17 protein-coding genes, 1 tRNA gene and 2 pseudogenes are annotated in these 21,947 nt (G+C 72.1%); 10 read left to right on the top strand and 10 right to left on the bottom strand.

Translation table 11 applies throughout. From position 1 onward, the window contains the following. Positions 1-173 precede the first annotated feature (173 nt). Positions 174-2,003, bottom strand: coding sequence for an N-acetylmuramoyl-L-alanine amidase (locus ACZ66Z_RS30535; protein WP_469938648.1), 1,830 nt, complete (start codon positions 2,001-2,003; stop codon positions 174-176). A gap of 476 nt (positions 2,004-2,479) precedes the next feature. Continuing rightward, positions 2,480-2,716, bottom strand: a pseudogene (locus ACZ66Z_RS30540) (LysR family transcriptional regulator); the annotation flags it as partial. On the opposite strand from ACZ66Z_RS30540, the pseudogene ACZ66Z_RS30545 reads away from it, so the two are divergent. Next, positions 2,702-2,890: pseudogene (locus ACZ66Z_RS30545) on the top strand (DoxX family protein); the annotation flags it as partial. The pseudogenes ACZ66Z_RS30540 and ACZ66Z_RS30545 overlap by 15 nt on opposite strands. Positions 2,891-3,530: 640 nt before the next feature. After that, a tRNA-Ala gene (locus ACZ66Z_RS30550) sits at positions 3,531-3,603 on the top strand. 139 nt (positions 3,604-3,742) lie between these two features. Here the strand turns inward: ACZ66Z_RS30550 and ACZ66Z_RS30555 are convergent. Further along, the gene (locus ACZ66Z_RS30555; protein WP_469938649.1) at positions 3,743-4,936 is read right to left on the bottom strand and encodes a low temperature requirement protein A; all 1,194 of its coding nucleotides are present in this window, start codon (positions 4,934-4,936) and stop codon (positions 3,743-3,745) included. Between the two features lie 429 nt (positions 4,937-5,365). On the opposite strand from ACZ66Z_RS30555, the gene ACZ66Z_RS30560 reads away from it, so the two are divergent. Beyond that, the gene (locus ACZ66Z_RS30560; protein ID WP_469938650.1) at positions 5,366-5,806 is read left to right on the top strand and encodes a VOC family protein; all 441 of its coding nucleotides are present in this window, start codon (positions 5,366-5,368) and stop codon (positions 5,804-5,806) included. A 668-nt stretch (positions 5,807-6,474) separates the two neighbouring features. On the opposite strand, the gene ACZ66Z_RS30565 is transcribed toward ACZ66Z_RS30560, so the two are convergent. The 3 genes from ACZ66Z_RS30565 to ACZ66Z_RS30575 form a co-directional block, all read right to left on the bottom strand. Then, complete coding sequence (locus ACZ66Z_RS30565; protein ID WP_469938732.1) at positions 6,475-6,771, bottom strand: hypothetical protein; 297 nt, start codon at positions 6,769-6,771, stop codon at positions 6,475-6,477. Positions 6,772-6,882: 111 nt separating this feature from the next. Continuing rightward, positions 6,883-7,104, bottom strand: coding sequence for a CPCC family cysteine-rich protein (locus ACZ66Z_RS30570; RefSeq protein ID WP_469938651.1), 222 nt, complete (start codon positions 7,102-7,104; stop codon positions 6,883-6,885). A gap of 36 nt (positions 7,105-7,140) precedes the next feature. Further along, positions 7,141-8,181 (bottom strand): hypothetical protein, encoded by a 1,041-nt coding sequence (locus tag ACZ66Z_RS30575; protein ID WP_469938734.1) that lies wholly within the window; start codon positions 8,179-8,181, stop codon positions 7,141-7,143. 587 nt (positions 8,182-8,768) lie between these two features. Here ACZ66Z_RS30575 and ACZ66Z_RS30580 point away from each other — a divergent pair. The 4 genes from ACZ66Z_RS30580 to ACZ66Z_RS30595 all read left to right on the top strand — a co-directional run bounded on the left by ACZ66Z_RS30580 (position 8,769) and on the right by ACZ66Z_RS30595 (position 13,424). After that, entirely contained in the window at positions 8,769-9,158 is a 390-nt protein-coding gene (locus tag ACZ66Z_RS30580) for a VOC family protein (protein ID WP_469938653.1), read from the top strand. Positions 9,159-9,755: 597 nt separating this feature from the next. After that, on the top strand, positions 9,756-10,352 hold the full coding sequence (locus tag ACZ66Z_RS30585) for a hypothetical protein (protein WP_469938655.1): 597 nt from the start codon (positions 9,756-9,758) through the stop codon (positions 10,350-10,352). 214 nt (positions 10,353-10,566) lie between these two features. Beyond that, positions 10,567-11,511 carry an SDR family NAD(P)-dependent oxidoreductase gene (locus tag ACZ66Z_RS30590; protein WP_469938736.1) on the top strand — a complete coding sequence of 315 codons (945 nt, stop codon included), beginning with the start codon at positions 10,567-10,569 and terminating at the stop codon, positions 11,509-11,511. 218 nt (positions 11,512-11,729) lie between these two features. Further along, the gene (locus ACZ66Z_RS30595) at positions 11,730-13,424 is read left to right on the top strand and encodes an alkaline phosphatase D family protein (RefSeq protein ID WP_469938657.1); all 1,695 of its coding nucleotides are present in this window, start codon (positions 11,730-11,732) and stop codon (positions 13,422-13,424) included. Between the two features lie 65 nt (positions 13,425-13,489). Here the strand turns inward: ACZ66Z_RS30595 and ACZ66Z_RS30600 are convergent, their stop codons facing one another. Together ACZ66Z_RS30600 and ACZ66Z_RS30605 are read right to left on the bottom strand one after the other, a co-directional pair. Continuing rightward, positions 13,490-14,023 (bottom strand): 2'-5' RNA ligase family protein, encoded by a 534-nt coding sequence (locus ACZ66Z_RS30600; RefSeq protein WP_469938659.1) that lies wholly within the window; start codon positions 14,021-14,023, stop codon positions 13,490-13,492. Positions 14,024-14,256: 233 nt separating this feature from the next. Then, positions 14,257-14,457, bottom strand: coding sequence for a CsbD family protein (locus ACZ66Z_RS30605; RefSeq protein ID WP_469938660.1), 201 nt, complete (start codon positions 14,455-14,457; stop codon positions 14,257-14,259). 258 nt (positions 14,458-14,715) lie between these two features. On the opposite strand from ACZ66Z_RS30605, the gene ACZ66Z_RS30610 reads away from it, so the two are divergent. Both ACZ66Z_RS30610 and ACZ66Z_RS30615 read left to right on the top strand, forming a co-directional pair. Beyond that, complete coding sequence (locus ACZ66Z_RS30610; RefSeq protein WP_469938738.1) at positions 14,716-15,654, top strand: RNA polymerase subunit sigma-70; 939 nt, start codon at positions 14,716-14,718, stop codon at positions 15,652-15,654. 57 nt (positions 15,655-15,711) lie between these two features. After that, a complete protein-coding gene (locus tag ACZ66Z_RS30615) occupies positions 15,712-16,275 on the top strand; it encodes a dihydrofolate reductase family protein (protein WP_469938662.1) in 564 nt (187 codons plus the stop codon). A 368-nt stretch (positions 16,276-16,643) separates the two neighbouring features. On the opposite strand, the gene ACZ66Z_RS30620 is transcribed toward ACZ66Z_RS30615, so the two are convergent. Continuing rightward, entirely contained in the window at positions 16,644-17,258 is a 615-nt protein-coding gene (locus ACZ66Z_RS30620; protein ID WP_469938664.1) for a TIGR03086 family metal-binding protein, read from the bottom strand. An 80-nt stretch (positions 17,259-17,338) separates the two neighbouring features. On the opposite strand from ACZ66Z_RS30620, the gene ACZ66Z_RS30625 reads away from it, so the two are divergent. Then, the gene (locus tag ACZ66Z_RS30625) at positions 17,339-18,277 is read left to right on the top strand and encodes a helix-turn-helix transcriptional regulator (RefSeq protein WP_469938666.1); all 939 of its coding nucleotides are present in this window, start codon (positions 17,339-17,341) and stop codon (positions 18,275-18,277) included. Positions 18,278-18,428: 151 nt separating this feature from the next. On the opposite strand, the gene ACZ66Z_RS30630 is transcribed toward ACZ66Z_RS30625, so the two are convergent. Further along, positions 18,429-21,947, bottom strand: a complete 3,519-nt coding sequence (locus ACZ66Z_RS30630) for a CHAT domain-containing protein (RefSeq protein ID WP_469938667.1) — start codon at positions 21,945-21,947, stop codon at positions 18,429-18,431.

Below are 21,947 nucleotides of genomic sequence, written 5' to 3' on the forward strand. Positions count from 1 at the left end.
CCGTCACCTGTTCTCGCCACGCCTGCGATCAGCCCGGGTCTCCCCATGGCCTACAGGCGACCGTCGGCTTCGCTTCCATGGCGAGGGGCTCTGCCGCTCCCCCGTCTGCGGCGGCGGGTCGTGCTGCCGGGGTTCTGCCGGGGCCCGCTCTGGACCGCCGGCCGGATCCACGGTCATCGGGCTGTCTCCGCGGTGTTCGTGGTGGCCAGGCGCCGGTTGTACTGGATCACGTCGTACTGCTGGTCACCGGAGACCACGACCTCCCGGCGCGAGGGGGTGGCGGGGAAGAAGTCGTCGGCGTCGAACGGTGCGTCGGCGGCCACGTACGCCTGCCCCTGCGGGAACGCGTACATGGTGAACCGCGTCTGCGCCGACGCGGGCAGTCCTCGGGGGTACTCGTCGGCGCGAGGGTAGGCCGTCGTGTAGACGGAGACCGACTTCGCCCCGCTCGCAGGACGGACGATCCGCGCGTTCGGGGCGGGGCGGGTGTTCGCGCCCGCCGGGTTGTGGATCCATCCTTTCCTCCCGCCGAACCAGATGGCCGTCCAGTCCCCTCGCACGTCGGCGACCACGAACTCCTGCCCCCACATCGCGGTGGAACCCCAGTCGTCGATGTGCTCGGTTCCCGCCGAGCCGTCCGGACGGAGGGCGAGGTCGGAGACGAGCGGGGCATCGGCACGGGGCTCCGTGCGGACGTGGAGGAAGTTCGAAGGCTGTGTCTGGGTGCGGCACGTCGGGGCGCACACCGTCACCCTCTGCGCGTTCTCGCCGTACTTCGGGGCGATGGTGATCGCCTGTCCGATGCCGATGGCCCCGCCCTTCTCGAGGGCCTCGGCGCCGACGAGGGCCATGAACTTCTCCCAGTCCCAATAGGGGCCGGGATCCCAGTGTGCGTCCGGCACGCGGGCCGGCCTCGGCGGAAGGACGTTGTCGTGCCCGATGATGTGCTTGCGGTCCAGGGGGATGTCGAAGCGCCTGGCCAGGTAGACCACCAGCGCGGCAGTCGCCTCGTACTGGGCCGGAGTGAACCAGGTCGGCCCCTGGGCGGCGTATCCCTCCAGCTCGATGCCGACGCCGTGCAGGTTCAACCAGTAGTTTCCGGCGTGGAACGCGATGTCCTTGGTGGCGACCATCTGCGTCGCCGCACTGCCGTCGGCCTTCATCACGTAGTGCGCGGAGGCCCCGCTGGCCGGATCCTGGAACCAGCTGACTCCCCCGTCGTACGACCCTTCGAGGTCATGAATGACGATGAAGTCGATGTCCAGGCCGTTCGCGTTCCGCGAGGACACCTGGTAGTTCGAGACGGCAGCGGGGGCGAACCGGCAGTTCAGCCGGCTCGGGCACTCCGGCGCCACCGCCGCGGTCTGCGTCCGCAGCCCCAGGAACGCGAGCTGTGACCTCGTCGGACGGATGGACGGCGCCTTCGGCAACGACACGCTCCGGCCGTCCTTGCGCACCCTGTGCCTGCCGCCGCGGATCGCTTCGAAGACGCCGTCGGCGAACCGTCCGGCAACGGTGGTGTCGGGGGCTTGGCTGTAGCGCGCCACGGCCCCGTACCAGCCACCCGGGTCGAGCGGCATCCGACGGGTGATCCGCCGTTGGTACGAGGCGAGCAGGGCAGCGCCGCCTCGAAGGTTCTGCAGTTCGTCCCGCTTGAGGGTCTCGGGCGCGACGCCGATCATCGCGGCGGCAGCCTGCAGCGTGTGCTCGGACGGGTCGTCGGTGCCGGTGGCGTCCACCGGCCCTTCGCCCGGGCGATGGGCGTAGGTTCCCCCGGACGTCGTGTCCGTCAGGTGCATCGGACCGTAACCGCCCTTGGTGCTCGGGCGGCCTTCGTTGGCCTCCCACCACGAGGACTCGTAGCTGACGCCGAGAAGCACTTCCTTCGGCACGCCGAATTCCGCCGCCGCCTGCTCGGCCGCCTGCTCGAAGCCCCCGGGGGCCGCGTCGGAGGGCCGGGCGTTCCCGGCAGTGGCGCATCCCCAGATGAGGGCTGCCGCCAATACCGCAGCACCGAAACCCCGGTGCCGACTGTGTCTTCCGGTCACACCACGTCCATTTCGCTCTGGCGTACGTCGTTCGGTCGCGGCCGACGGTGCGGCCGCCACCATCCTTCGGAAGCGAGCCTTTCCCGGTTCCACCGACACGCCCGACACGCGCGGGCCCGTCACCGCACCAGCGCAGTCGTCCCCGCGTGCGGACCCGACCGCGTCACCGGGCGGGACCGCGGGATGCCCGTACCGGACGGTCGCCCTGCTCGGCGGTCGTCCGGTACGAGCCTTGTGACCGGCGGACGTCATGGGCGCGGGTGACGGCCCGGGTGGCTCCGTTGCCGTTGGCGCCGGTTCGCGAGCAGCGGCAGCGCGGCGTGACGGCGCTCAGGCGCGGTGGGCGGCTGCCGCCCTCTCGATGAAGGACCGGATCGGTGGGTTGGTGTCGCCCTCGTTCCACACCGCCACCACCCGGCTCGGCGCCATGCCGTCAGCGCGGTCCCGTCGAACGACGCCCGGGTCAGCGCGACGTCGACCGGTCCGGTGCGCAGCCCGCAGGTCAGATCGTTCTCGCGGACCCGGATGTCGATGCCGAGGCGGGCCCGGCGGAAGGCGGCGACCGGCCGGGTTGCGCCCGGGTCCGTGCCGTCGTCGAGAATCCCGACGGTGATGGTCGTGGTGCCGGCCTCCGCGCTCACGCGTATCCGGACGCGGTCGGCCTGGTCCTACCGCCGCCGACCGGCATCGCGCTCCCGCTCGCTCTGGTTGCGGCCATCGGCCTCGTACTCCTGCAGACCGGCGCGATCGCTGTCCACCTGACCGGTCAAGACCGCCGGATCGCGCTCAGCGCCTCCCTGACCGTCATCGCGGTGGTGACCATCGGGCCGGCCACCGCCTTGCAACCGTCCTCGGCGCGGTACCCGCGCGCGGTGCCCTCGTCCTCGTCGGGCGATGACCGGGGCTCATCGAGCCCACGGCCCCTACCACTTCGGCGGCAACGGTACCGCCTGTGCCGAAGTCGGCTGGTCGGGATGCAGTCCGAGTCGCCGAAGAGCATCCGCGCGGAAGCGGACCGCGATCGTGCCGTGCCAGTGTCCGTCCGAGCGGACCCCGCACATCAGATCGACCCTGACCTCGTCGTCGGTGAACGGATGCCAGTCGATGCCTCGGTCCCGCAGTCAAACCGCCGTCAGCCGGCCCGGCCGCGGGCCACCGGCGACGTTCTCGAAGCGGAAGAGGGTCACCCATTCGACAGACTGATCGCACATGCCGTCATGATGCCCGAGCGCGTGAGCCCGCCGCTCGGCCTTTCCCCCTCCGCTCAGCAACCTGTGGCGCACGCCGGGGTGCCGCCCGTGACGACCGAACCGGCCGCCGCGCCCGCACCGGCCGTCGCCGGGCCACGGATGACGGATCGTCTGTCCACCTGGCTCAAGCGTTCTGGCTCACGTTCTGTGGTGCCGTCACGCCGAGTGATCCCCCAGCCCTCGACATGCGAGGCGGCGGGGCGCTGGGGCTCGCATGATCCCTGGCGGGACGGGGTTCGTAGCGCAGTGGTCGTCGCGCCTTCACCGCATGGGGGAGGACGCCGGTTCGCATCCGGCCGGCCCCGTCCTGCTTGTTTTCGGGCAGCTTCCTGCGACATTCGGAAGCACCCGTCGTTACTCAGAGTGGCTGTTCGCAGAAGCTGTGCCCGAACCGGTTCTCGTGGACGAAGCCGGTACGCCCGCCGTCCGGCGCCCGGACGGCTCTCATCCGCCGACGGTCCGCGTCCGGCGGGCGGTCGCCGCCTTCGCGTACAGCAGGTGGGCGATGGCCTCGGTCGCCAGGAGCAGGACCACCAGCCACGGCGCCAGCGCGTCCGTGCCGAGGACGACCAGGAGGGGGATGCCGACGCCGGGGACCGCCCAGGACGCCACCTCGCGCACGGGCCGACCGAAGCGCAGGCCGATCGCGGCGTGCGCCGCGTGGTAGAGCGCGAGGCCGCCCGCGAGCGCCCACACCGCGCCGCGGGGAAGGTGGTCGTGGCCGGACTCGTCCACGGCCGTGGCCAGGCCCGCCGCCATGGAGATGACGGCGGCGGTGACGAAGAAGTGCAGGAAGCCGCCCACGTCACGGGCGAGGAGGTACGCCTCACGGGTGCCCGCGGCGCCGATGACCCGCTCGGCCGCCGCCGAGGCGAAGTCGAAGTACGACCACCACAGTGCGGCCAGCAGGACGAACCCGAGCACCGCCACGACGCCGGCCTCCGCGGTCCAGGTGTGGTCCGTGGAGGTGATCAGGCCGAGGACCGACTCGCCGAGCACGATGATCACGAAGAGTCCGACCCGCTCGACCAGGTGCCCCGTGTGGACCCGTCCGGGAATGCCCCTGCCCCGCGCGGTCAGCAGCAGGACCATCTCCGCGAGCAGCAGCCCGGCCCAGACCGGGTAGCGCCAGGGCGCGGGAACGGCCGCCGAGCCCGCCCAGAGCAGTGCGGAGAGCAGGCAGTAGGTCAGCGGGCGCCAGCGCGGGACCCGGACGGGCGCCGGGAAACGGGTGGCGGGCCACCACAGGGCGAGCAGGACCAGGCGGGTCCCGGCATAGCCGAGCGCATAGGCCGGTCCCCGGTCGCCGTCGGCCTCGGGGACGGCCGCGGCCATCACCGCGAGACACAGCATGGCGGCCAGCATGGCGAGCCGGCGGCGGGCGCTGTCGTCATGGAAGAGGTTGGCGGAGACGGTGAGGTTGGCCCACATCCACCAGGGCGGGAAGTAGAGGCCGAGGAAGACGCCGAACTCGTGCCAGCCGGGGTCGCCGTGCAACCCGTGCGAGAGCTGGGCGACGAACGCGACGAAGACCAGGTCGAAGAAGAGCTCCAGCCATCCGGCGTGCCGGGGCTCGGCCTCGGCTCCGGACGGGTCTGCGGGAGAGGGCGGCGGTGCCGCGGGGTGCGAAGTGCTCATCAGGCCATCCGGGTGAGGATCCGACCGGACACGAACTGCTGCATCAGACCACGGATCCGCCCCCGTACTCCCGAGCGGCCCGCCGAACGCCGGTGTGTGTCGAGCCGATCGTGCCGCACCGCACCGGTGACGTGCGCACGGCCCGTTCGGCGGGACTCGGCCAGGCCGTCTCTTCCGGATCCCGTCGCTTGAGCCCGCGTCGTCCGGTGCCGTGCATCGCGAGGCGGAGGGGCCCCCGCGTACCGGGCGTACTCGGGGCCTCGACGACGGAGCGAGATGCGGCGCCGGACGGCGCGGGTCGGGCAGGATCCGAAAGAGACGCCCCGGCCGTGCCGGATTGGTGCCGGAAGATGTCGAGAGGGCGCTCCCGGCTGCGTCCCATGGGTACCGGCGGTCCCCCGGTGGTACGAGGAAGAAGGAGAAACCGGCATGGCGATTCAGCGGATGGACAACGTCGGCATCGTGGTCGAGGACATGGACGCGGCCATCGCGTTCTTCGTGGAACTCGGTATGGAGCTGGAGGGCCGGGCGGAGGTGGAAGGTCTTTTCGCTGACCGGTGCACCGGACTCGACGGCGTTCGCTGTGACATCGCAATGCTCCGGACACCTGACGGTCACAGCCGGCTCGAACTGGCGAAGTACCGCAACCCCGCCGCGATCAGTACCGGGCCGCGTGACCGGCCGCACAACGTCCTGGGCACGCACCGCGTCATGTTCGCCGTCGACGACATCGAGGACACCGTCGCCCGCCTGCGCACTCACGGCGCCGGACTTGTCGGCGAGCTGGCGCAGTACGAGGACAGCTACCGGCTCTGTTACGTCCGCGGCCCAGAAGGGATCATCGTCGGACTGGCCGAGCAGCTCGGCTGAAGGCCGGCGGGGGAGCCGGTGCGCCCACCGATCGGGCCCGCGTCCGGCCGTACCCCCGCGCAGGCAGGGGGTTGAGTACGGCAGGGACGACGACATCGCCGAGCCGGTGACCGGCACCTACCCCGACGAGCCCCGCCCCGCTCTGCTCATCCACGCCGAGGCCCGCGAGACGATCGGGCTGCTTCGGCTCCTGGAGCACTCGATCCCGGCGGCGGGCTCGGCCGACCGGGCAGGCTCGCCGCTGACCTCCTCCGCCGTCCGCCCGCCTCGTAGCCGTGCTCCTCTCGCCACAGCGGAACAACGTGGCACGACGGCCCTGGGCGCCGGGCAGTCCCGGCGCCCGACCAGGGGTGAGGGGTTTCAGGCGCGGGCCCCGGCGGCGCCGTCCAGTTCCGGAACGCGACGGCGTAGTGCCGCAGGTGGTGCTCCAGGGCCTCGCCCGGGCACGTGACGGCGAAGTGGACCATCAGGCTGTCGGTGACAAGGTCGTGGGCGGCATCGTGACGGACACCGATCGGGGGGACGACAGCGGTGACCGGCTGCGCCCGGGAAGGCGGGTGCTCTTCATTCCCACCACGGTTCCGGTCCGGCCAGGACGGCGAGAGGAGTCGCCCGCTCCCCCTGTAACGGACAGCGGGCGACAAGACGCGGCCTGGTGAGGGCATCGGTCAGGGGGTGTCGCCCGTGTAGTAGAAGCGGCAGGCGATGCCCGGGCCCGGCGTGCGCGGCTCGTCGGGGCGCGGGTCGTACAGCGCACGCCCACCGGGCCATCGGGAGAGCTCGGTGGGCAGGGCCACGCCGTCGTCGATCTCCTCGGCCCGTCGGCCGTGGACGTCCAGCAGCAGGCCGTCCAGCGGGCCGCCGACGAGTTCGGCGTAGGTCCGGTCCGGTCGCGGACCCGGGTCGGGATCGTCGTGGTCACGGCCGTAGACCCGACCGCGCAGCAGCTGCTCGTCACCGTTCATGCCGACCAGCCTTCCAGCCGCCACCGACAACACGGTCCGGGGCCGGTCCCAGCGGTGGGGGCCTCTTCCCCACGGCCATCACGTGGGGAAGACCCTCATGCGGCTGACGGATCAAGGGGACCTCGGTCGCCGATCCTGCTCATGGCCGACGCTGAACCCCTGGGCCTCGGCGAGTGACCACCGATGGGCACCACCCGGCCTGAACGGCCGGCGGAACCGCACCAGGTCGTCCTCCCGGGAGCAGACCGGGCAGACGGCACGGGAACCGGGCCACCCGTCTTCCCCCTCGAAGACGAGGTGACCACAGCAGGGGCAGGGGCGACGCGCATCCACCAGGCCGGTCCGGTCTGTGCCGGGAACGGTACGTGCTTACGCGGCGCCGTCGGCGAGGGGCTCGTCGGGGAGCTCGCCCTCGCCGAGGCCGCTCTCGTCGAAGCCGCCCTCACCGAGTCCTTCCTCCGGCATCATGGCGCCGGCGAAGCCGCCCATGATCTCCTCCAGGTCCAGCTCGGTGGCTCCGGCCGGAGCCACGGGCCTGACGCCCCCGCTCGTCCTCAGCACCAGGCCGAACTTCTTGACCTCGGCGTTCTCGGCCAGCTTGGCGAGGTCGACGCGCACCTCGGCCAGCGCGCCGTTCTTGAGCGTGAAGTCGGCCGCCACCTTGGCGTCGGGGACGTCCTTCAGGTCCTTGTCCGACGGCAGGTCCACGCCGGGCGGCAGGTCCTTGACCAGCGGACGGATCTCGCCGAGCAGTTCCCCGACCAGGGTGCGGAACGGAGCGGTGGCGGTGATGTGCTCGGTGCCGTCCTCGCCCCCGGCGGTCTTGAACTCGACCTCACGGGCGATGACCTCGCGAAGGGCCTTGGTGAGCTTCTTCTGGGTGCCGGCGTCAAGGGTGGGGTCCGGGGACGGCGCGGTGCCGGGCTCCTGGCCCATCTCCCGGCCGGCCTTCTTCATCTCCTTCGTGTCGAACGTGACCCACTTGCCCTCCAGCGCCTTCTTGAGGCCCTCGGCCCCCGGCGGCAGCTGGTCGGCGGTCGGCAGGGGGGCGCCCATCGTCTTGCCGAGGGTCTTGACGTCGGACCGGACGTAGGCGCGGTCACTGATGGTCCGGTACTCGAGGAGGTCACCGTCGGGGGAGCTGACCTTCACGGCCGTACCGACGAAGTCCTTCTCCTCGGAGTCGCCGATCGGCTTCTTCGACTCCACCGTGACGCTGACCTTCAGACCGCTGACGAGCTCGGCGGCCTCGGCCGGGATCTCCTCGCCGGGCTCCGGGTCCGACGAGGCATCCATGCGCTTGAGGGTCTCGGCGTCGACGTCCAGGTCCAGCTCGAAGGAGATCGACTTCTCCTTGCCCAGCTTCTCGAAGGCCTTGTCCAGCTTCTGCCCGGCGGACAGCTGCTGCACCGTGCCGCAGGCGGCCGAGCCCACCAGGACGGCGCCGACGACTGCGGTGGCGGTGAGGGTCTTGCGTATGGCGGTGATGATGGTCTCCTCGTAGGTGCGATCACCCGTGTGATCGTCAAGGAGACTCACGGCCCCGCCGGAAGGTTGCCCCGTCGCGCCGTTTTCCCGTCACCGCTCCCGGGTCCCGCCGACGGCATCAGGCCGTCACTCCGGGACAGCCCACGGTGTCGGCGGGGACATCGCGCCGGGCGACGCCGGTTCGCAGGAGGTACAGCACGCCTGCGAGCGCTCTCCTGTCGGGAATGCGCAGACGTCCGTGGTGGCGACGGCGCTCGGGAAGGGATGGCGCTGAACGACCTTCCCGGCCGACCGGGCTGCCGACGGACAGGGCCGCCCAGCGGATTGCAGAACTACTCGGGCAGGACCCCTGACATGAGCCCGAGGCCGTCACGGCTGGCTTTCTGAAACGATCAGTCACTCCGTAGACGACAGGGCGACGGCAGGACTACGATCTACGCTGACATCGCGTGTCGGTCACCGGCCGGGTGAGGCATGGAGGTGTCGGGACATGCCTTCGGAGGCATTCCTTGTCAGTCGAGTTGAACCACACGATCGTCCACGCCCGGGACAACCGGGAATCCGCAGAATTCTTCGCGAACCTGCTCGGCCTTGAGATCACCGCCGAATGGGGTCCGTTCATCGCGGTCGGCCTGAGCAACGGCGTCACGCTGGACTTCGCCACCGTCCCCGCGGACAGCATCACCCCCCAGCACTACGCCTTCTTGATCTCCGAGGAGGAGTTCGACGCGGCGTACGCGCAGATCAGGCAGCGCGGCATCGAGCACTACGCCGACCCCCACCGGAAGCAGCCCGGCGCGATCAACCACAACGACGGCGGCCGCGGCGTGTACTTCATGGACCCGGCGGGCCACGCCATGGAACTCATCACCGTGCCGTACGGCGGCTGGCCCTCGTAACGACCTGCGCCGAGGGCCGCACCCCCAGCGCGAAGCGGGTCCCTCGACCGCTGCTCGTGCCCCGTGCGATCACCACTGACGCCCTGCGATACCGGCCCTGCCGCCCAGCGGGCACCATCGGCACCAAAGGAAACGGCGTCTCAGGACACGAGACGGGTGACCGGCCCGCACCGACGACCAACGGTGCGGGCCGGTCAGGACCTGGGTGTTCATGCCGTACCGCTTGTGCGTGCCGGAGGAGTGCGGGGTGTCGGCGGCGGACCTGTCGATCGGCGGCAGCGTCCCGTCGGGGATGGCAAAGGCCGGGCGGCGGGCGTGCAGGGCTTCGGCGAGAGGGTGGGGGGCGAGTCGCGCCGCCGGCGTGGACCGGTCTTCCGGCGGTGTGCGGGCAGCCGGACGGCAAGGTGCCGCGGGTGAGCGTTGGACGGATCGATCGCCGACGGGTGGACGAGTGCGCGAAGCTCCTGGTGAGCGGTGGAGCATCGCACCCATCCGGCTCACCGTGGTGGCGGTGTGTCCGGGGCCGGGTGAGGGTGGGCTGGGGTGCGACGCCTGCGTCGGCCAAGCCCTCTCCCACCGCCCAGAAGGAGCACTACCGTGTCCGAACGTCACACGCTGATTCGCAGTCTGCACGATGTGGGCCTGGCCGCTTGGTTCGGCGGCTCGCTGATGGGTGCGGTCGGCCTCAACGGTGCTGCCAGGAGTGAAGGCGGTACGAAGGAGGCCACGGACCGGATCGCCTCTGCCGGCTGGGCGAAGTGGACGCCGGTCAATGCCGCTGCCATCGGTGTGCACCTGTTCGGCAGCGGGGGGCTCCTGGCCGTGAACGCCCACCGCGTCGCCACCCAGCAGGGCGTCGCCGCCTCCACCGCGGCCAAGACCGTCGTCACCGCGGCGGCCCTGGCAGCCACCGCCTACGCCCGCGTACTGGGGAAGAAGGTCGAGCTGGCCTCTTCCTCCGATCCCGAGGACGCCGAGAAGGCGAGCAAGCACCCCGTCGACCTCGACAGGGCACGTCGGCAGCTGGCCTGTGCGCAGTGGGTGGTACCGGCGCTCACGGGGTGTCTGGTGGTGCTCAACGCCCTGCACGGCGAGCAACAGCGGCCCGCCGAGCAGGTTTCGGGCATGTGGCAGCGCGCCGCGGCCCTCTCCCCGCACCTGCCGGCCGGGATCAGCTGCCACCTGCCGCACTGACGTCGGTCGGCATCCGGGCCCTCACCCTCGTACAGGTCGGACCGCAAGTGATCACGTTCTCGGAGCACCTGACCGGATCGAACCAACCGTCCCGCCTTCAGCTGCTCCGCCTTCGCCGACCGGCCAAGGACTCGTGGTCAGCCGTCCACAGTCGGGGCGTCAGGGCCCACCGGATCGGCGGGGCGCCGTGAACCGGGCGGCCCGGCCCGTGGTGGTGGTCACCGGAGCGTCCAGCGGCATCGGCCGCGGGGTGGCGCAGGCACTCGCCGCCCGCGGGGCCGACCTCGTACTGGCGGCCCGCACCGAGCGGACCCTCGTCGCGGTCGCGCGGGAGTGCGAGCGGCGAGGAGGACGGGTACTGGTCGTCCCGACGGACGTCGGCGACGAAGCGGCCGTCCGTGTCCTGGCCCGAAGTGCCGTCGAAAGGTTCGGGCGCATCGACGCCTGGGTGAACGCCGCGGCCGTGTGGAGCTACGGCCTGTTCGAGGACACTCCCGGCCCTGTGTTCCGGCAGATCGTGAACACCACGCTGTTCGGCCAGGTCCACGCGGCCCGGGCGGTGCTGCCGCAGTTCAGGTCCCAGGGCAAGGGGGTGCTCGTCAACATCGGCTCCCTGTACGGACGGCTCTCGTCCCCCTATGTCTCACCGTATGTGACCTCGAAGTGGGGCTTGCTCGGTTTCTCCGAGGTGCTGCGTCAGGAGTTGCGCGACGCTCCTGGCATCGCCGTGTGCGTCGTTCTGCCGGGCGCGGTCGACACGCCGATCCATCGTCATGCCGCGAACTACACCGGTCGCCGGATCCGGCCGCTGCCGCCTGTGACGTCGCCGGAACGAGTGGTGGCCGCGGTGGTGCGTGCCGTCGATCGCCCTCGGCGTCAGATCGTCGTGGGACGAACACAGCGTGTCGGCGTCTGGGCGCACGCTCTTGTGCCCGGCCTGTACGACCGACTGGTCGGGCCCCTGGTGGACACGTTCGCCGTACGGGGCGGCCCGGTCTCCTCGCACGACGGCACCGTGTTCGCCCCCGACCCCCTGCCGTGCGCCGTCGACGACGGATGGCGTCGGCACGACCACCGTGTCATCGGGAAAGCCGTGGCGGGGGCCGGGGGCTTGGCAGCACTCGCGATCGCGGTGAAGGCTCTCGGTCGACGACGGTGACGAGCGGCGTCCGTCTCCGGCCTTCGGGGCGGGACGCAGGAGTGCGGGGCGTGCGTCACGCGTCCCTGCCACCCCCTGAAGGGGTGTCTGGACGGAGGAGCCCACCCGGCAGCCAGCCGGGCGCTACCTCCAAACCCAGCCCTGTGGGGCCGGGTCAAGTTGACTACCGTACGGAGGGGCCGTTCCGTACCGTGCGGAGCGCCGGAAGGGGACTCGTGATGGCCGGTCTGAGGCTGGGGCCGCTCCTGCGGTACGTCGACTGGGAGTCGGGCACGAGCGCGACGGTGTGGGTCGAGACCGACCGGGCGTGCACGGTGGAGGTCCGGTGCCCGGGCGGCGCGGGGGGTTCGGCGCCGACGTTCCGCGTCGCCGACCACCACTACGCGCTGGTGGTCGTGACCGGACTCGCCCCCGGGTCCGCCACGGCGTACGAGGTGCTGCTCGACGGCGAGCAGGTGTGGCCCCTCGCGGACTCGTCCCGGCCGCCCAGCACCATCCGCACGCCGCCGGTTCCGGCGGCGGACGCGGTGGTCGCCTTCGGTTCGTGCCGGTGGGCGGCGCCCGCCGTGGGCGAGTCCGACCCGGTGGGCCCCGACGTCCTCGACACCCTTTCCGCCCGGCTCGCCGCCGACCCGGAGGCCGAGCGTCCCGACGTCCTCCTCCTCCTCGGCGATCAGGTGTACGCGGACGAGACGTCCGCCGACACCCGCGCCTGGATCGCCCGGCACCGACGGGCCGCCGGCACCGGTTCCGCCGCCCCACCGGACCAGGTCGCCGACTACGAGGAGTACACCCACCTCTACGACGAGTCCTGGGGCGACCCCGAACTGCGCTGGCTGCTCTCGACCGTGCCCAGCTGCATGATCTTCGACGACCACGACGTCATCGACGACTGGAACACCAGCGCCGCCTGGGTGGCCGACATGCGGGCGACGCCCTGGTGGCACGATCGGATCACCGGCGGTCTGATGTCGTACTGGGTCTACCAGCACCTCGGGAACCTCTCCCCCGCCGAGCTCGCCGAGGACGAGCTGTACGCGGCGGTACTGGCGGCCGACGACGCCACGGAAGTGCTGCGCGCGTTCGCCGAGCGTGCCGATGCCGACCCGGCGTCGGTGCGCTGGAGCTACCGCAGGGACTTCGGTCGCACCCGGCTGCTGATGGTCGACACCCGGGCCGCGCGGGTGCTGGAGGAGCAGCACAGGACGATGCTGGACGCCCAGGAAGCGGCCTGGCTGCGGACGCAGGCGTTCGACGAGCCCGACGGCGTCGACCACCTGTTGATCGGGACCTCGCTCCCGTGGCTGCTGCCTCCGATGGTCCACTTCGCGGAGGGCTGGCACGCGGCGCTCTGCCGGGGCGAACGCGGCCCGCGCTGGGCGCGCTTCGGCGAGTGGCTGCGTCGGCGGGCGGACCTGGAGCACTGGGCGGCGTTCACCTCGTCGTTCGAAAGGCTGACGGAGACGGTCGCCCGGGTGGGGAGGGCCGACGCCGCCCCGGCGACGGTGTGCGTGCTTTCCGGGGACGTCCACCACGCGTATGTGGCGGAGCCCGTCTGGACCACCGGGCAGCCGCCGCGCTCCCGCGTCTTCCAGCTCACCTGCTCACCGCTGCACAACTCGGTGCCCGCCGCCATGCGGATCGGGTTCCGTTTCGGCTGGAGCCGGTTCGCCAAGGGGATCGGGCACCTCCTCGCCCGCCACGGGCGGATCGCGCGACCGGAGATCCGGTGGGAGCGCACCGGCGGGCCGTGGTTCGGCAACCAGTTGATGACGTTGACCCTGCGTGGACGTACGGCACGGCTGCGGCTGGAGAGGGCCTCGGCGGATGCGAAGCAAGGGCGCCGCGGGACCGACCGCGAGGGAGCACGGCTCGTCGGCGTCCTCGACCGGAGTCTGACGAAGGGGAGTTGACGTCTCGCCGGACGACGCGCACCCCCGTTCCGCCCTCCGTGCCCTCGTCGTCTGCCGGGGTCGTCTCATGGGCGGGGCTCCAGCACCTCCAGGGCACCGGTCTCGGTGTCGTAGCTGCGCAGGGTGACGAGCCGGGCCGAGGGCGGCGGCACCGGCAGCAGGTCGAGGACGCGCCGATCGGCGAAGGCGCCCGCACGCCGGGTGCGGCCGAGGGTGATGTGCGGGCTCCAGCGCCCGGGTGCGTGCAACGGATTGAGGGTCTCGGAAGGGCTGTCCGAGACCACCGCCTCCCACACCCGGCGGTGCAAACCGGTCAGCGCGGAGTCCAGATCAAGCGCCCAGGCCAGCACCGAGGTGGGCCGCTCGAAACGGACCGTCCCGGTGAACCGCACCGGCAACGGCAGGGCGGCGGCCACCTCGGCGAGCTCCCACCGAATCGGGGCGGTCAGCTCCGGGCAGGACGCCAGAGTCAGATGCGGGCTGTTGGTCGGTGAGCGGTGGCGCGCCTGGCTGGGCAGCCCCGCGTCCGCGAGTCGCCTCCAGGCCTCCCGTACCGCCAGGTCCGCCGCCTCGTCCAACAGGAGCTCGACCGTGCGCACTGCCGCAGCCTACCGGGGAGGCCAGGACGGCAGGAGCTCCGGCCCGGTCAGTCGGTCAGCGCCGTCCCGGAGGACCTGTTCGGCGGGTGGAGTGCTCGACAGGAGTGCCGTGTCCGCCCTCCAGCACGTGATCATGACCGGTCGCCAGGACGTTCTCTCGGCTTCCCTGCGCGTACGGCAGGCCGCGGCGCGGGAAGCGCCGCGGCCTGCCGTACGCGCAGGGGGCAGAGCGGTCAGGGCTGCCGGCGGTCGCGCAGAGAGTCCTTCATCCCGCGGGCCTGCTGCTCGGCCTTGCCCGTGACCTCACGGGTCTTTCCCTTGGCCTGGTCGGTCTTGCCCTCGGCCTGCATCCGCTCGTTCCCGGTCGCCTTGCCGGCGACCTCCTTGGCCTTGCCCTTGGCCTTCTCCATCTTGCCCTTGGCCTTCTCAGCCATCACGAAAACTCCCTTTCCGAAGAACGGTCGATCGATGGACAACCTAGGACAGATCTGAGCATTTCGCGCGCGGAGCCCGGAAGTCGCCCTGGCGCCACCCTCCACGCCCCGTGACAGGCCAACGGCCTGAACCACGAACGGACACGGAGAGTCATCGGTCTCGGGAGGGCGGTGAAGGGCGGCAGTGCACAACCCCGGCGGATCCTGCTGACGCCCCGCTTCAGCAGACGTGTGACCGGTGTGCGTCATGATGGGCCTGTGGACTTCGAACCGTACCGGGGTGAGCTGGTGGCGTTCTGCTACCGGATGACGGGTTCGTTCCACGAGGCCGAGGATCTGGTGCAGGAGACCTTGCTGCGGGCGTGGAAGGCCCGCGATCGGTACGATCCGGCGCGTGCGTCGGTGCGGACCTGGCTGTACCGGATCGCCACCAATGCGTGCCTGTCCGCCCTGGAGGGACGCGGGCGGCGTCCGCTGCCGTCCGGGTTGGGGGCGCCGAGCGACGATCCCGGGGCGCCGCTGGTACCCGCGCTCGACGTGCCCTGGCTGGAGCCGTTTCCCGAAGCGCGGTTCGACGTGGAGGTCAGGGCCGATCTGCGGCTCGCGTGGGTGGCGGCGGTGCAGGTGCTGCCGGCGCGGCAGCGGGCGGTGCTGGTGCTGCGCGAGGTGCTGGCGTTCACCGCCGCCGAAGTCGCCGAACAGTTGGGGACCACGGTCGCGGCGGTCAACAGCGCGCTGCAGCGGGCCCGGGCCGCCCTCGCCGACGTGGGCGATGCCGGCGCGGTCGCCGAGCCCGACGATCCCGAGGTGCGGGCCGTCGTCCGGCGGTACATGCGGGCGTTCGAGGCGGCGGACGTCCCCGCGCTGGTGCGGCTGCTGGCCGACGACGCGGTGCTGGAGATGCCGCCGGTGCCGCTGTGGTACCGGGGCAGCCAGGACTACGGACGGTTCATGGACCGCGTGTTCGGGATGCGCGGCACGGGCTGGGGCGTGCGGGCGCTGACCGCCAACGGGCAGCCCGCGCTCGCCGCGTACGCACCGGCGCCCGGCGGCGTGCACCGTGTGCACACCCTGCAGGTCTTCACCGTCACCGACGGCCGGATCGCGCACAACGTCGTGTTCGCCGATCCGCGCGTCTTCGACGCCTTCGAGCTGCCGCGCGAGATTCCCGCCACCGAGTTCCGCCGGGAGCGATGAGTCGGGGCGGTGCGGCCGGTACGTACTGGTGAGCACCGAACCGAAGGGAACCTCATCATGAGTGTCATCGTCATCGAGTTCATCACCCTGGACGGCGTCGTGGCCGACCCGGACGGATCCGCCGGCACGCCGCTGGGGGGCTGGGCCTTCCGGTACGGCCCGGAGGCGGTCGCCGGGGACAAGTTCCGGCTCGGTCGCACGCTGGACGACGGGGTGCTGCTGCTCGGGCGCACGACCTGGCAGCTGTTCTCCCGGCTGTGGCCGGGCCGCGACGACCCGTTCGCCGCGCGGATGAACGCCGTGCCGAAGCTGGTCGCCTCCCGCACCCTGCCCCGCAGCGCCACGTCGGCGTGGGCGAACTCCCAGGTCCTTGACGGCGACCTGGTCGACGCCGTCAAGCGCGAGCGGCGGGACGTGGTCGTCACCGGGAGCCTGAGCGTCGTGGACCGGCTGAGGGCCGCGGACATGGTCGACGAGTACCGGCTGCTGACCTTCCCCACCGTCCTCGGTACCGGTCGGCGGCTCTTCCCGGCCGACGGTCCCCACGCCGAGTGGGAGTGCCTGGCCGCCGAACAGGTCGGCGCCGCCGTCCTCACCCGCCACCGCAGGGTCGCCCGATGACCGCCCCCTTCATCGCCCCGTACGAGACGTCCGCCGCCCCCGTGGCGTTCGACCGGCACCACCACGAAGCCCACGTCCCACCGGCACGGCGACTCCCGGGGCCGTGCCGCTACACGATCAGCCGCGGCCCGGTCGCCGTCCGCCGGTGGCCGGACCGCATGACCGACCGCATGACCGACCCTGCGCTGACGACTCTGCGGCCGAGGCGCCGTACCGGTGGACTGCTCGACGGCCATCGGATCCGCCGTGCCTCTCCACCAAGCTGACCGCCGCCACCGCCGGCCGCCGGGTCATGGCGGCGTCCTGCCCGAACGTGCGGGGAGGGCGACCCCAGCCATGGGGCCGCCCTCCCCGTTTTCGGATCCTGGTTACGGCTTGCGTCCGCACCACGCCACGAGGTGGTCGATGGCCGGCGCGTCCGCGTCGACGTCCACCGCAGCCCCGAACGGCGCACCGTCACGCGGCCCGGCGGGCAGTCCGCGCCTCATGGCGGCGTACGAGATCGCCACGAGTTCGGGGTCCCAGTCCGGGAGCTGGCCGGTCGCGGTGGCCACGTCCCAGGTGTGCACGGTGAATTCCGAGGTCCAGACGGCTGCGGCGGCAGCACCCGGAATGTTGCCGAAGGGCAGTGTCAGCGTCCGGCCCAGGACCGCGGGGTCCGCCCACGCCGCTTCGACCTCGCGCACCGCGGCGTCCCACGCCTCCTGCCATGCGGTGTCCGCGAGGTCGTCGACGACCGTGGGGAGGCTCGTCACGTCGCCGCCGCGTCCGGCGAGGGCGATCCGGCGCAGGACGGCGACGAGGTGCCCGGTCAGCTGCCGGACGGTGAATTCGGTGCAGGGCGTGGGCCCGTCGAACTGCTCGGGCCGGACCGCGGCGACGGTGTGTCCGGCCAGCGCGATCGCCTTCAGCAGGCCCTGGCGAGGGTCGTCGGTGGGGCCGGAGGTGGCAGTGGAGCGCGGGGTGTTCTCGATGTGCGTCATGACCTCATCCTGGAAGCCGAACAGGTCATCTCCTGGCCACTTTCCGGAAGAGAATGGTCGGCATGAGAGCCGATCGCCTGGTGGCGACCCTGCTGTTCCTCCAAACGCGTACCCGTGTGACCGTGGCCGAGGTCGCCGCCGAACTCGAAGTGTCGCCGCGGACCGCGCGCCGCGACCTGGAGGCCCTGGCCACCGCGGGCGTTCCCGTCTACTCGCAGCGTGGTCGCGGCGGCGGCTGGTCGCTGGTCGGTGGTGCCCGTACGGATCTCACCGGGCTGACCGCCGAGGAGATCCGGGCACTGTTCCTGCTCGCGGGCCCTTCGTCGACCACGCCCGAACTCCGTACGGCATTGCGCAAGTTGACGCGTGCACTGCCCGCGCCCCTGCGTGCGGGCGCCGAGGCCGCGTCGCGGGCCGCCCTTGCCGACGGCACGGACTGGTCGCGCGTCGACGTCACGGCCGCCGGTCCGCATCTCGATGCGCTCCGGCGGGCCGTGGTGGACGGGATTCAGGTGCGGCTCGGGTACGCCGGGCCCGGCAAGCCCGTCGGCGTGCGAACTGTCCATCCGCTCGGGCTCGTGGCCAAAGCCGGTCACGACTACCTCGTCGCCGGGACGGAGAAGGGCTTGCGCACCTTCCGGCTCAGCCGGGTCGCCTCGGTTGAGGCGACCGGCGAGCCCGTCGTGCGGCCGCCCGGCTTCGACCTTCCCACGGTCTGGCGTTCGTTCGCCGCGCGCTTGGAGGAGCGGCTGTACGCGGCGACGGTTCGGGCCCGGGCCGAGCCAGGTGCCATGGCGATCCTGGAGCGGCTGTTCGACGGGCGTCTGCACGTCGGTCCGGTGCTCCCCGACGGGTGGACGGAGATACGGGTCGACGGGCCGACGCCGGAGGTCGTCGCGACACAGCTGGCCGGGCTGGGGACACGCATCGAGGTGCTGGACCCGCCGGAGGCAAGGGAGCGGCTCGCGCGTCTGGCGGTCGAGCTGGCCGGTGTGTACGGGCCGCCGGGGTCTCTTTGAGCAACAGGGCGGCGGCCGCGGAGCCGGCTCTCTGGACGTGGCTTTGTCGATGAGGGGAGCAGCGAACGTTCACCACCAGGGGCTCCCCGTTCTCCTGACAGCCGGCCGAGTCGGCTGCGGATCAGCCTCCGGTACGACGGAGTGCGCGTCGTCAGGCACCCGCGTGGACGTGTGCGGCCCACACCGACGGCAGGTTCGGATACGTCGTCCTGAGCTGCCTGACCGCGCGGTGGACCGCCGACGACGCGCGCAACCCACCGGATCGATCCGCGATCAACTCGGCGTAGATCTGCCGGCTGAAAGCTGGTGCCACGGCGTCGTCAACGCGCCAGAGCGTGCCGACCACCTGGGAGAACCCGGCTATCTGAAAAGCCGCCAGCGGGTGGATCGCCTCGTCGGACAGGCGCGCGGTGGTGCGGGCCGTGTCACAGGCCGACAGGAACGCGAACTGCGCGTTCCGCAGGCGCAGCCGGGAGAGGTCCCGTACCCGAAAGGGCGCGCGGTCGTGGTCGTGCAGAGCGAGGTGGCTGTCCGAAGGGTTGTCCGGGTCGCTGTACCCGTGGCAGGCGAAGTGCGCCCAGCCACTGGCCGGCAAGGCGTCGAGAACGGCGTCACGAGTCGCGTCCTCGCCGACCAGGACCGTGGCGCCGGGCAGGAGAGCGGCCAGGTGGTCGGCTTCGGCCCGTGCGCCGGGCAGGTCCGGGGCGTCCGGAGTGTGCGGCATCGCGACCACCAGCAGCCGCGGCTCGTTCCGGTCGTCGCGGCGGCCCGCGCGGGCGTGGCCCAGAGCGCGGACCGTCGGCGTCGTCGAGGAGATGACGCGGTCGAGGAGCACGGGTCCGCCGTCGCGGTGGTGGCCCGCCGCGTGCAGGGGGAGCAGGCTGAGCGACCCGACCGGGGCCCACCAGATCCTTGGCCACGGCTCGTCCGCAGCCGGTTGCGCCGTCAGCCCCAGTTCGCCGAGTACAGGGCCCGCGACGGTGTCCCACAGCCACTCGAGCGTTTCATGGATCGCCTGCTCGGCGGCCAGCCGTCCTTCCGTGAACGCGGTGTGCAGAGCGTGCACGTGGTGACTCACGGCCTCTTCGCTCAGCCGGTCCAGGAGGCGTGACCGGACTCCGTCCGGAGTGATGATCAGCGCGTCGCACCGGTGCCGGCTGACGTTGACGTACACGATCGGGCCCTCGTGCGCCTGCGCGGTGAGGTCGGTGAGCAGCGGGGGCCGCAGGAACCGCTCCATCCCGGGCAGCGCGCGGATCCGGTCGGTCACCGCGTCGAGCTCGTCGGCGAGGGCCACGCGGTCGCTCGTGGTGTCGGTTTCGAACTCCGCGGTGAGCGTCCGGAAGCGTTCGGCCAGCTCGGGCGCCCGTTCGCGCAGGTCGGAAAGGTCGCCGCGGCTGTCGAGTGCCTGGGCGGCGAGCACGCAGCGTCCGGATTCGAGCAGGGTCACCGCACTCACCTCGTCGCCGGCGGCCAGCGCACACGCGGCCGCGTCGGCGGCGACCCCGGCGAACCGGCCGAGCCAGTACTGGGCGTCCTCGCGGCCCAGGCGGCGCCCGGCGAGCCGGGGCAGCAGCCGGACCGCGGCGGCGTACCCCTCGGCGGCCACGTCGAACTGCCCGGCCTCGGCGGCCAGGTCGCCCCACCGGTCCGCCGCTTCCGCCCGGCTCTCGGCCGGCGATCCGGCGGACGCCGCGGCCTCCCGGTAGCAGTCGAGCGCCTCGGTCAGCGCGTCGCCGTCGTCGAGGTGGCGGAAGCCGAGCGCCAGGACGTTGGCGACGCCGGTCAGCAGGCCCGCCCGGGAGTAGGCGTCCTGCTCGGGCCTCCGTGCCGCGCTCCGGGCCAGGTCGATCGCCTCGGCGAGGAGTCGCGGATCCGGCGGCTCCCGTCGCGCGGCGGCGGGTGCTGCGGGGTTCGTGCACCAGTCGCCGAGCGCGGCGGCCAGGCTCGCGGTGTACCCGGGCCAGTGCGGGCTGTCCTGCGGAGTCGCGGCCACGGACGCGCGGCGCGCGGCGATCGCGTCCCGCAACGCGTTCCGGTCGCCGAACTTCTCGTACGCCACCCCCAGCACACCGCCGAGATTGGCGAGTCGCACGGCCCGGTCCGGGTCGTCGTCCGCCGTCACCTCGGCGGCCGCGCGGTGCGCGGCGATCGCCTCGTCGAGCACGCTCGCCTCGCCCGTCCTGGTGAACCAGTCGGACAGCATGGCGCCAAGGTTGGAGAGCCGCTGGGCCTGTCCGGCGACCAGGATCGCGCCGAGGCGGACGGACTCCCGCGCGTGGTCGACCGCCTCCGACAACACCTGCAGCTCGCCGGTCACCCGGAACCGGTTGTGCAGCACGACGGCGAGGATCCCGAGCGCACGCGGGTGGCCGCCCTGCCCGGCCGTGGCCTCGGCGGCACGGCGGGCGACGTCGATCGCTTCCATGACGTGGGCCAGGTCTCCGGTCGCGTGGAACAACGCGTTCAGGTTGACGACGAGGTTGCCCATGAACTGGCCCCGCAGCGGATGGCCCGCCGGCGTGCACGCGACCGCCTCCCGCTCGATGCCGACGGCCTCCGCGAGCGCGGCGAGGTCCCCGAACTCTTCGCCCCGGGTGGCCAGCGCCGTGGCGAAGTGGTCCAGCCGCACGGCCCGGCGGGGGTGGCCGACGGGAGTCGCCGCCGCCGCCGAACGCCCGAGCGCGATCGCCCGGTCGAGCAGGGCCGGGTCCCGGGTCTGCTCGAACTCGGCTGCGTACCGGCCGCACACTTCGGCTTCGGTATCGGCGCGTTCCCAGCCGTGGTTCGGTTCCGGGCGCTCGCCGGTGAGCGCGGCCCAGTCCCGTTCCGTGGTCGTCAGCTCGGAGAGGTTCTGCGAGTGCCGTGGATCGGTGACCGGGGTGTGGGCCACCAGCGTCTGCCGGACCCGAAGCAGTTCGGCCAGATCGTCCCGCGCTCCGCGGGCCCGGTAGCGGTCGTCGAGGAGGTACGCGAGGTTCTTCAACCGGTCGAGCACGTCGGACGACCCGGCCGGGGTGAACTCCACCGCTCGCCGCGCGGCGTCGACGGCTTCCTCCACGACGCCGGTCTCCCCGGTCTCATGGGACCAGTCGCGCAGGACGACGGCGAGGAAGTGCAGGCTCCTGGCGGTGGACTCGTCATCGGGGGAGCATGCGACGGCGGTCCGCGCGTGCTCGACGGCTTCCGCCAGGGGGGCGAGGTCTTCCGTCACGGTGAACGCCGTCCGCAGCGCGACGACGAGGTTGCCCAGGTAGAACGCCTTCTCCGTGGACGGTTCCTCGTCGACGGCCGTCCGGCTCCAGTCCAGCGCGTCGGCCAGGGTCCTGCGGTCCTGGTTCCGCTGGAACGCGGTGTGCAGCAGCATGCCGAGGTTGTTGGCGTAGCTCGCCGAATCCTCCGGGTCTTCGTACGCCAGGAAGTAGGCCTCCGTGACTGCCCGGACGGCTTCCTGCAGGAACGCGAAGTCGCCGGTCTGGTGATAGCGGGTCTGCAGCAGGCCTCCGAGGTTCGACAGGACCGAGTGGCGCTCGGCCACGTCCCCGGCGGCCAGCAGGGCACGGCCGAGGTCGACCGCCTTCTCGATCGACGCGGGGTCCGCGCTGTGGCGGGCCACGTGGAACGCCTCCCAGAACCGCTCGACCAGGCCGTTCTCGGATCCGCCGCCCAT

Source organism: Streptomyces sp. NPDC107498 (assembly GCF_055582805.1).

What these genes read in the sequence shown, in the direction of transcription:
- ACZ66Z_RS30630 (WP_469938667.1), bottom strand. Translation starts at nt 21,947, where the DNA reads ATGGGCGGCGGATCCGAGAACGGCCTGGTCGAGCGGTTCTGGGAGGCG.
- ACZ66Z_RS30565 (WP_469938732.1), bottom strand. Translation starts at nt 6,771, where the DNA reads ATGAACGGTGACGAGCAGCTGCTGCGCGGTCGGGTCTACGGCCGTGAC.
- ACZ66Z_RS30605 (WP_469938660.1), bottom strand. Translation starts at nt 14,457, where the DNA reads ATGGCTGAGAAGGCCAAGGGCAAGATGGAGAAGGCCAAGGGCAAGGCC.
- ACZ66Z_RS30620 (WP_469938664.1), bottom strand. Translation starts at nt 17,258, where the DNA reads ATGACGCACATCGAGAACACCCCGCGCTCCACTGCCACCTCCGGCCCC.
- ACZ66Z_RS30555 (WP_469938649.1), bottom strand. Translation starts at nt 4,936, where the DNA reads ATGAGCACTTCGCACCCCGCGGCACCGCCGCCCTCTCCCGCAGACCCG.
- ACZ66Z_RS30560 (WP_469938650.1), top strand. Translation starts at nt 5,366, where the DNA reads ATGGCGATTCAGCGGATGGACAACGTCGGCATCGTGGTCGAGGACATG.
- ACZ66Z_RS30615 (WP_469938662.1), top strand. Translation starts at nt 15,712, where the DNA reads ATGAGTGTCATCGTCATCGAGTTCATCACCCTGGACGGCGTCGTGGCC.
- ACZ66Z_RS30595 (WP_469938657.1), top strand. Translation starts at nt 11,730, where the DNA reads ATGGCCGGTCTGAGGCTGGGGCCGCTCCTGCGGTACGTCGACTGGGAG.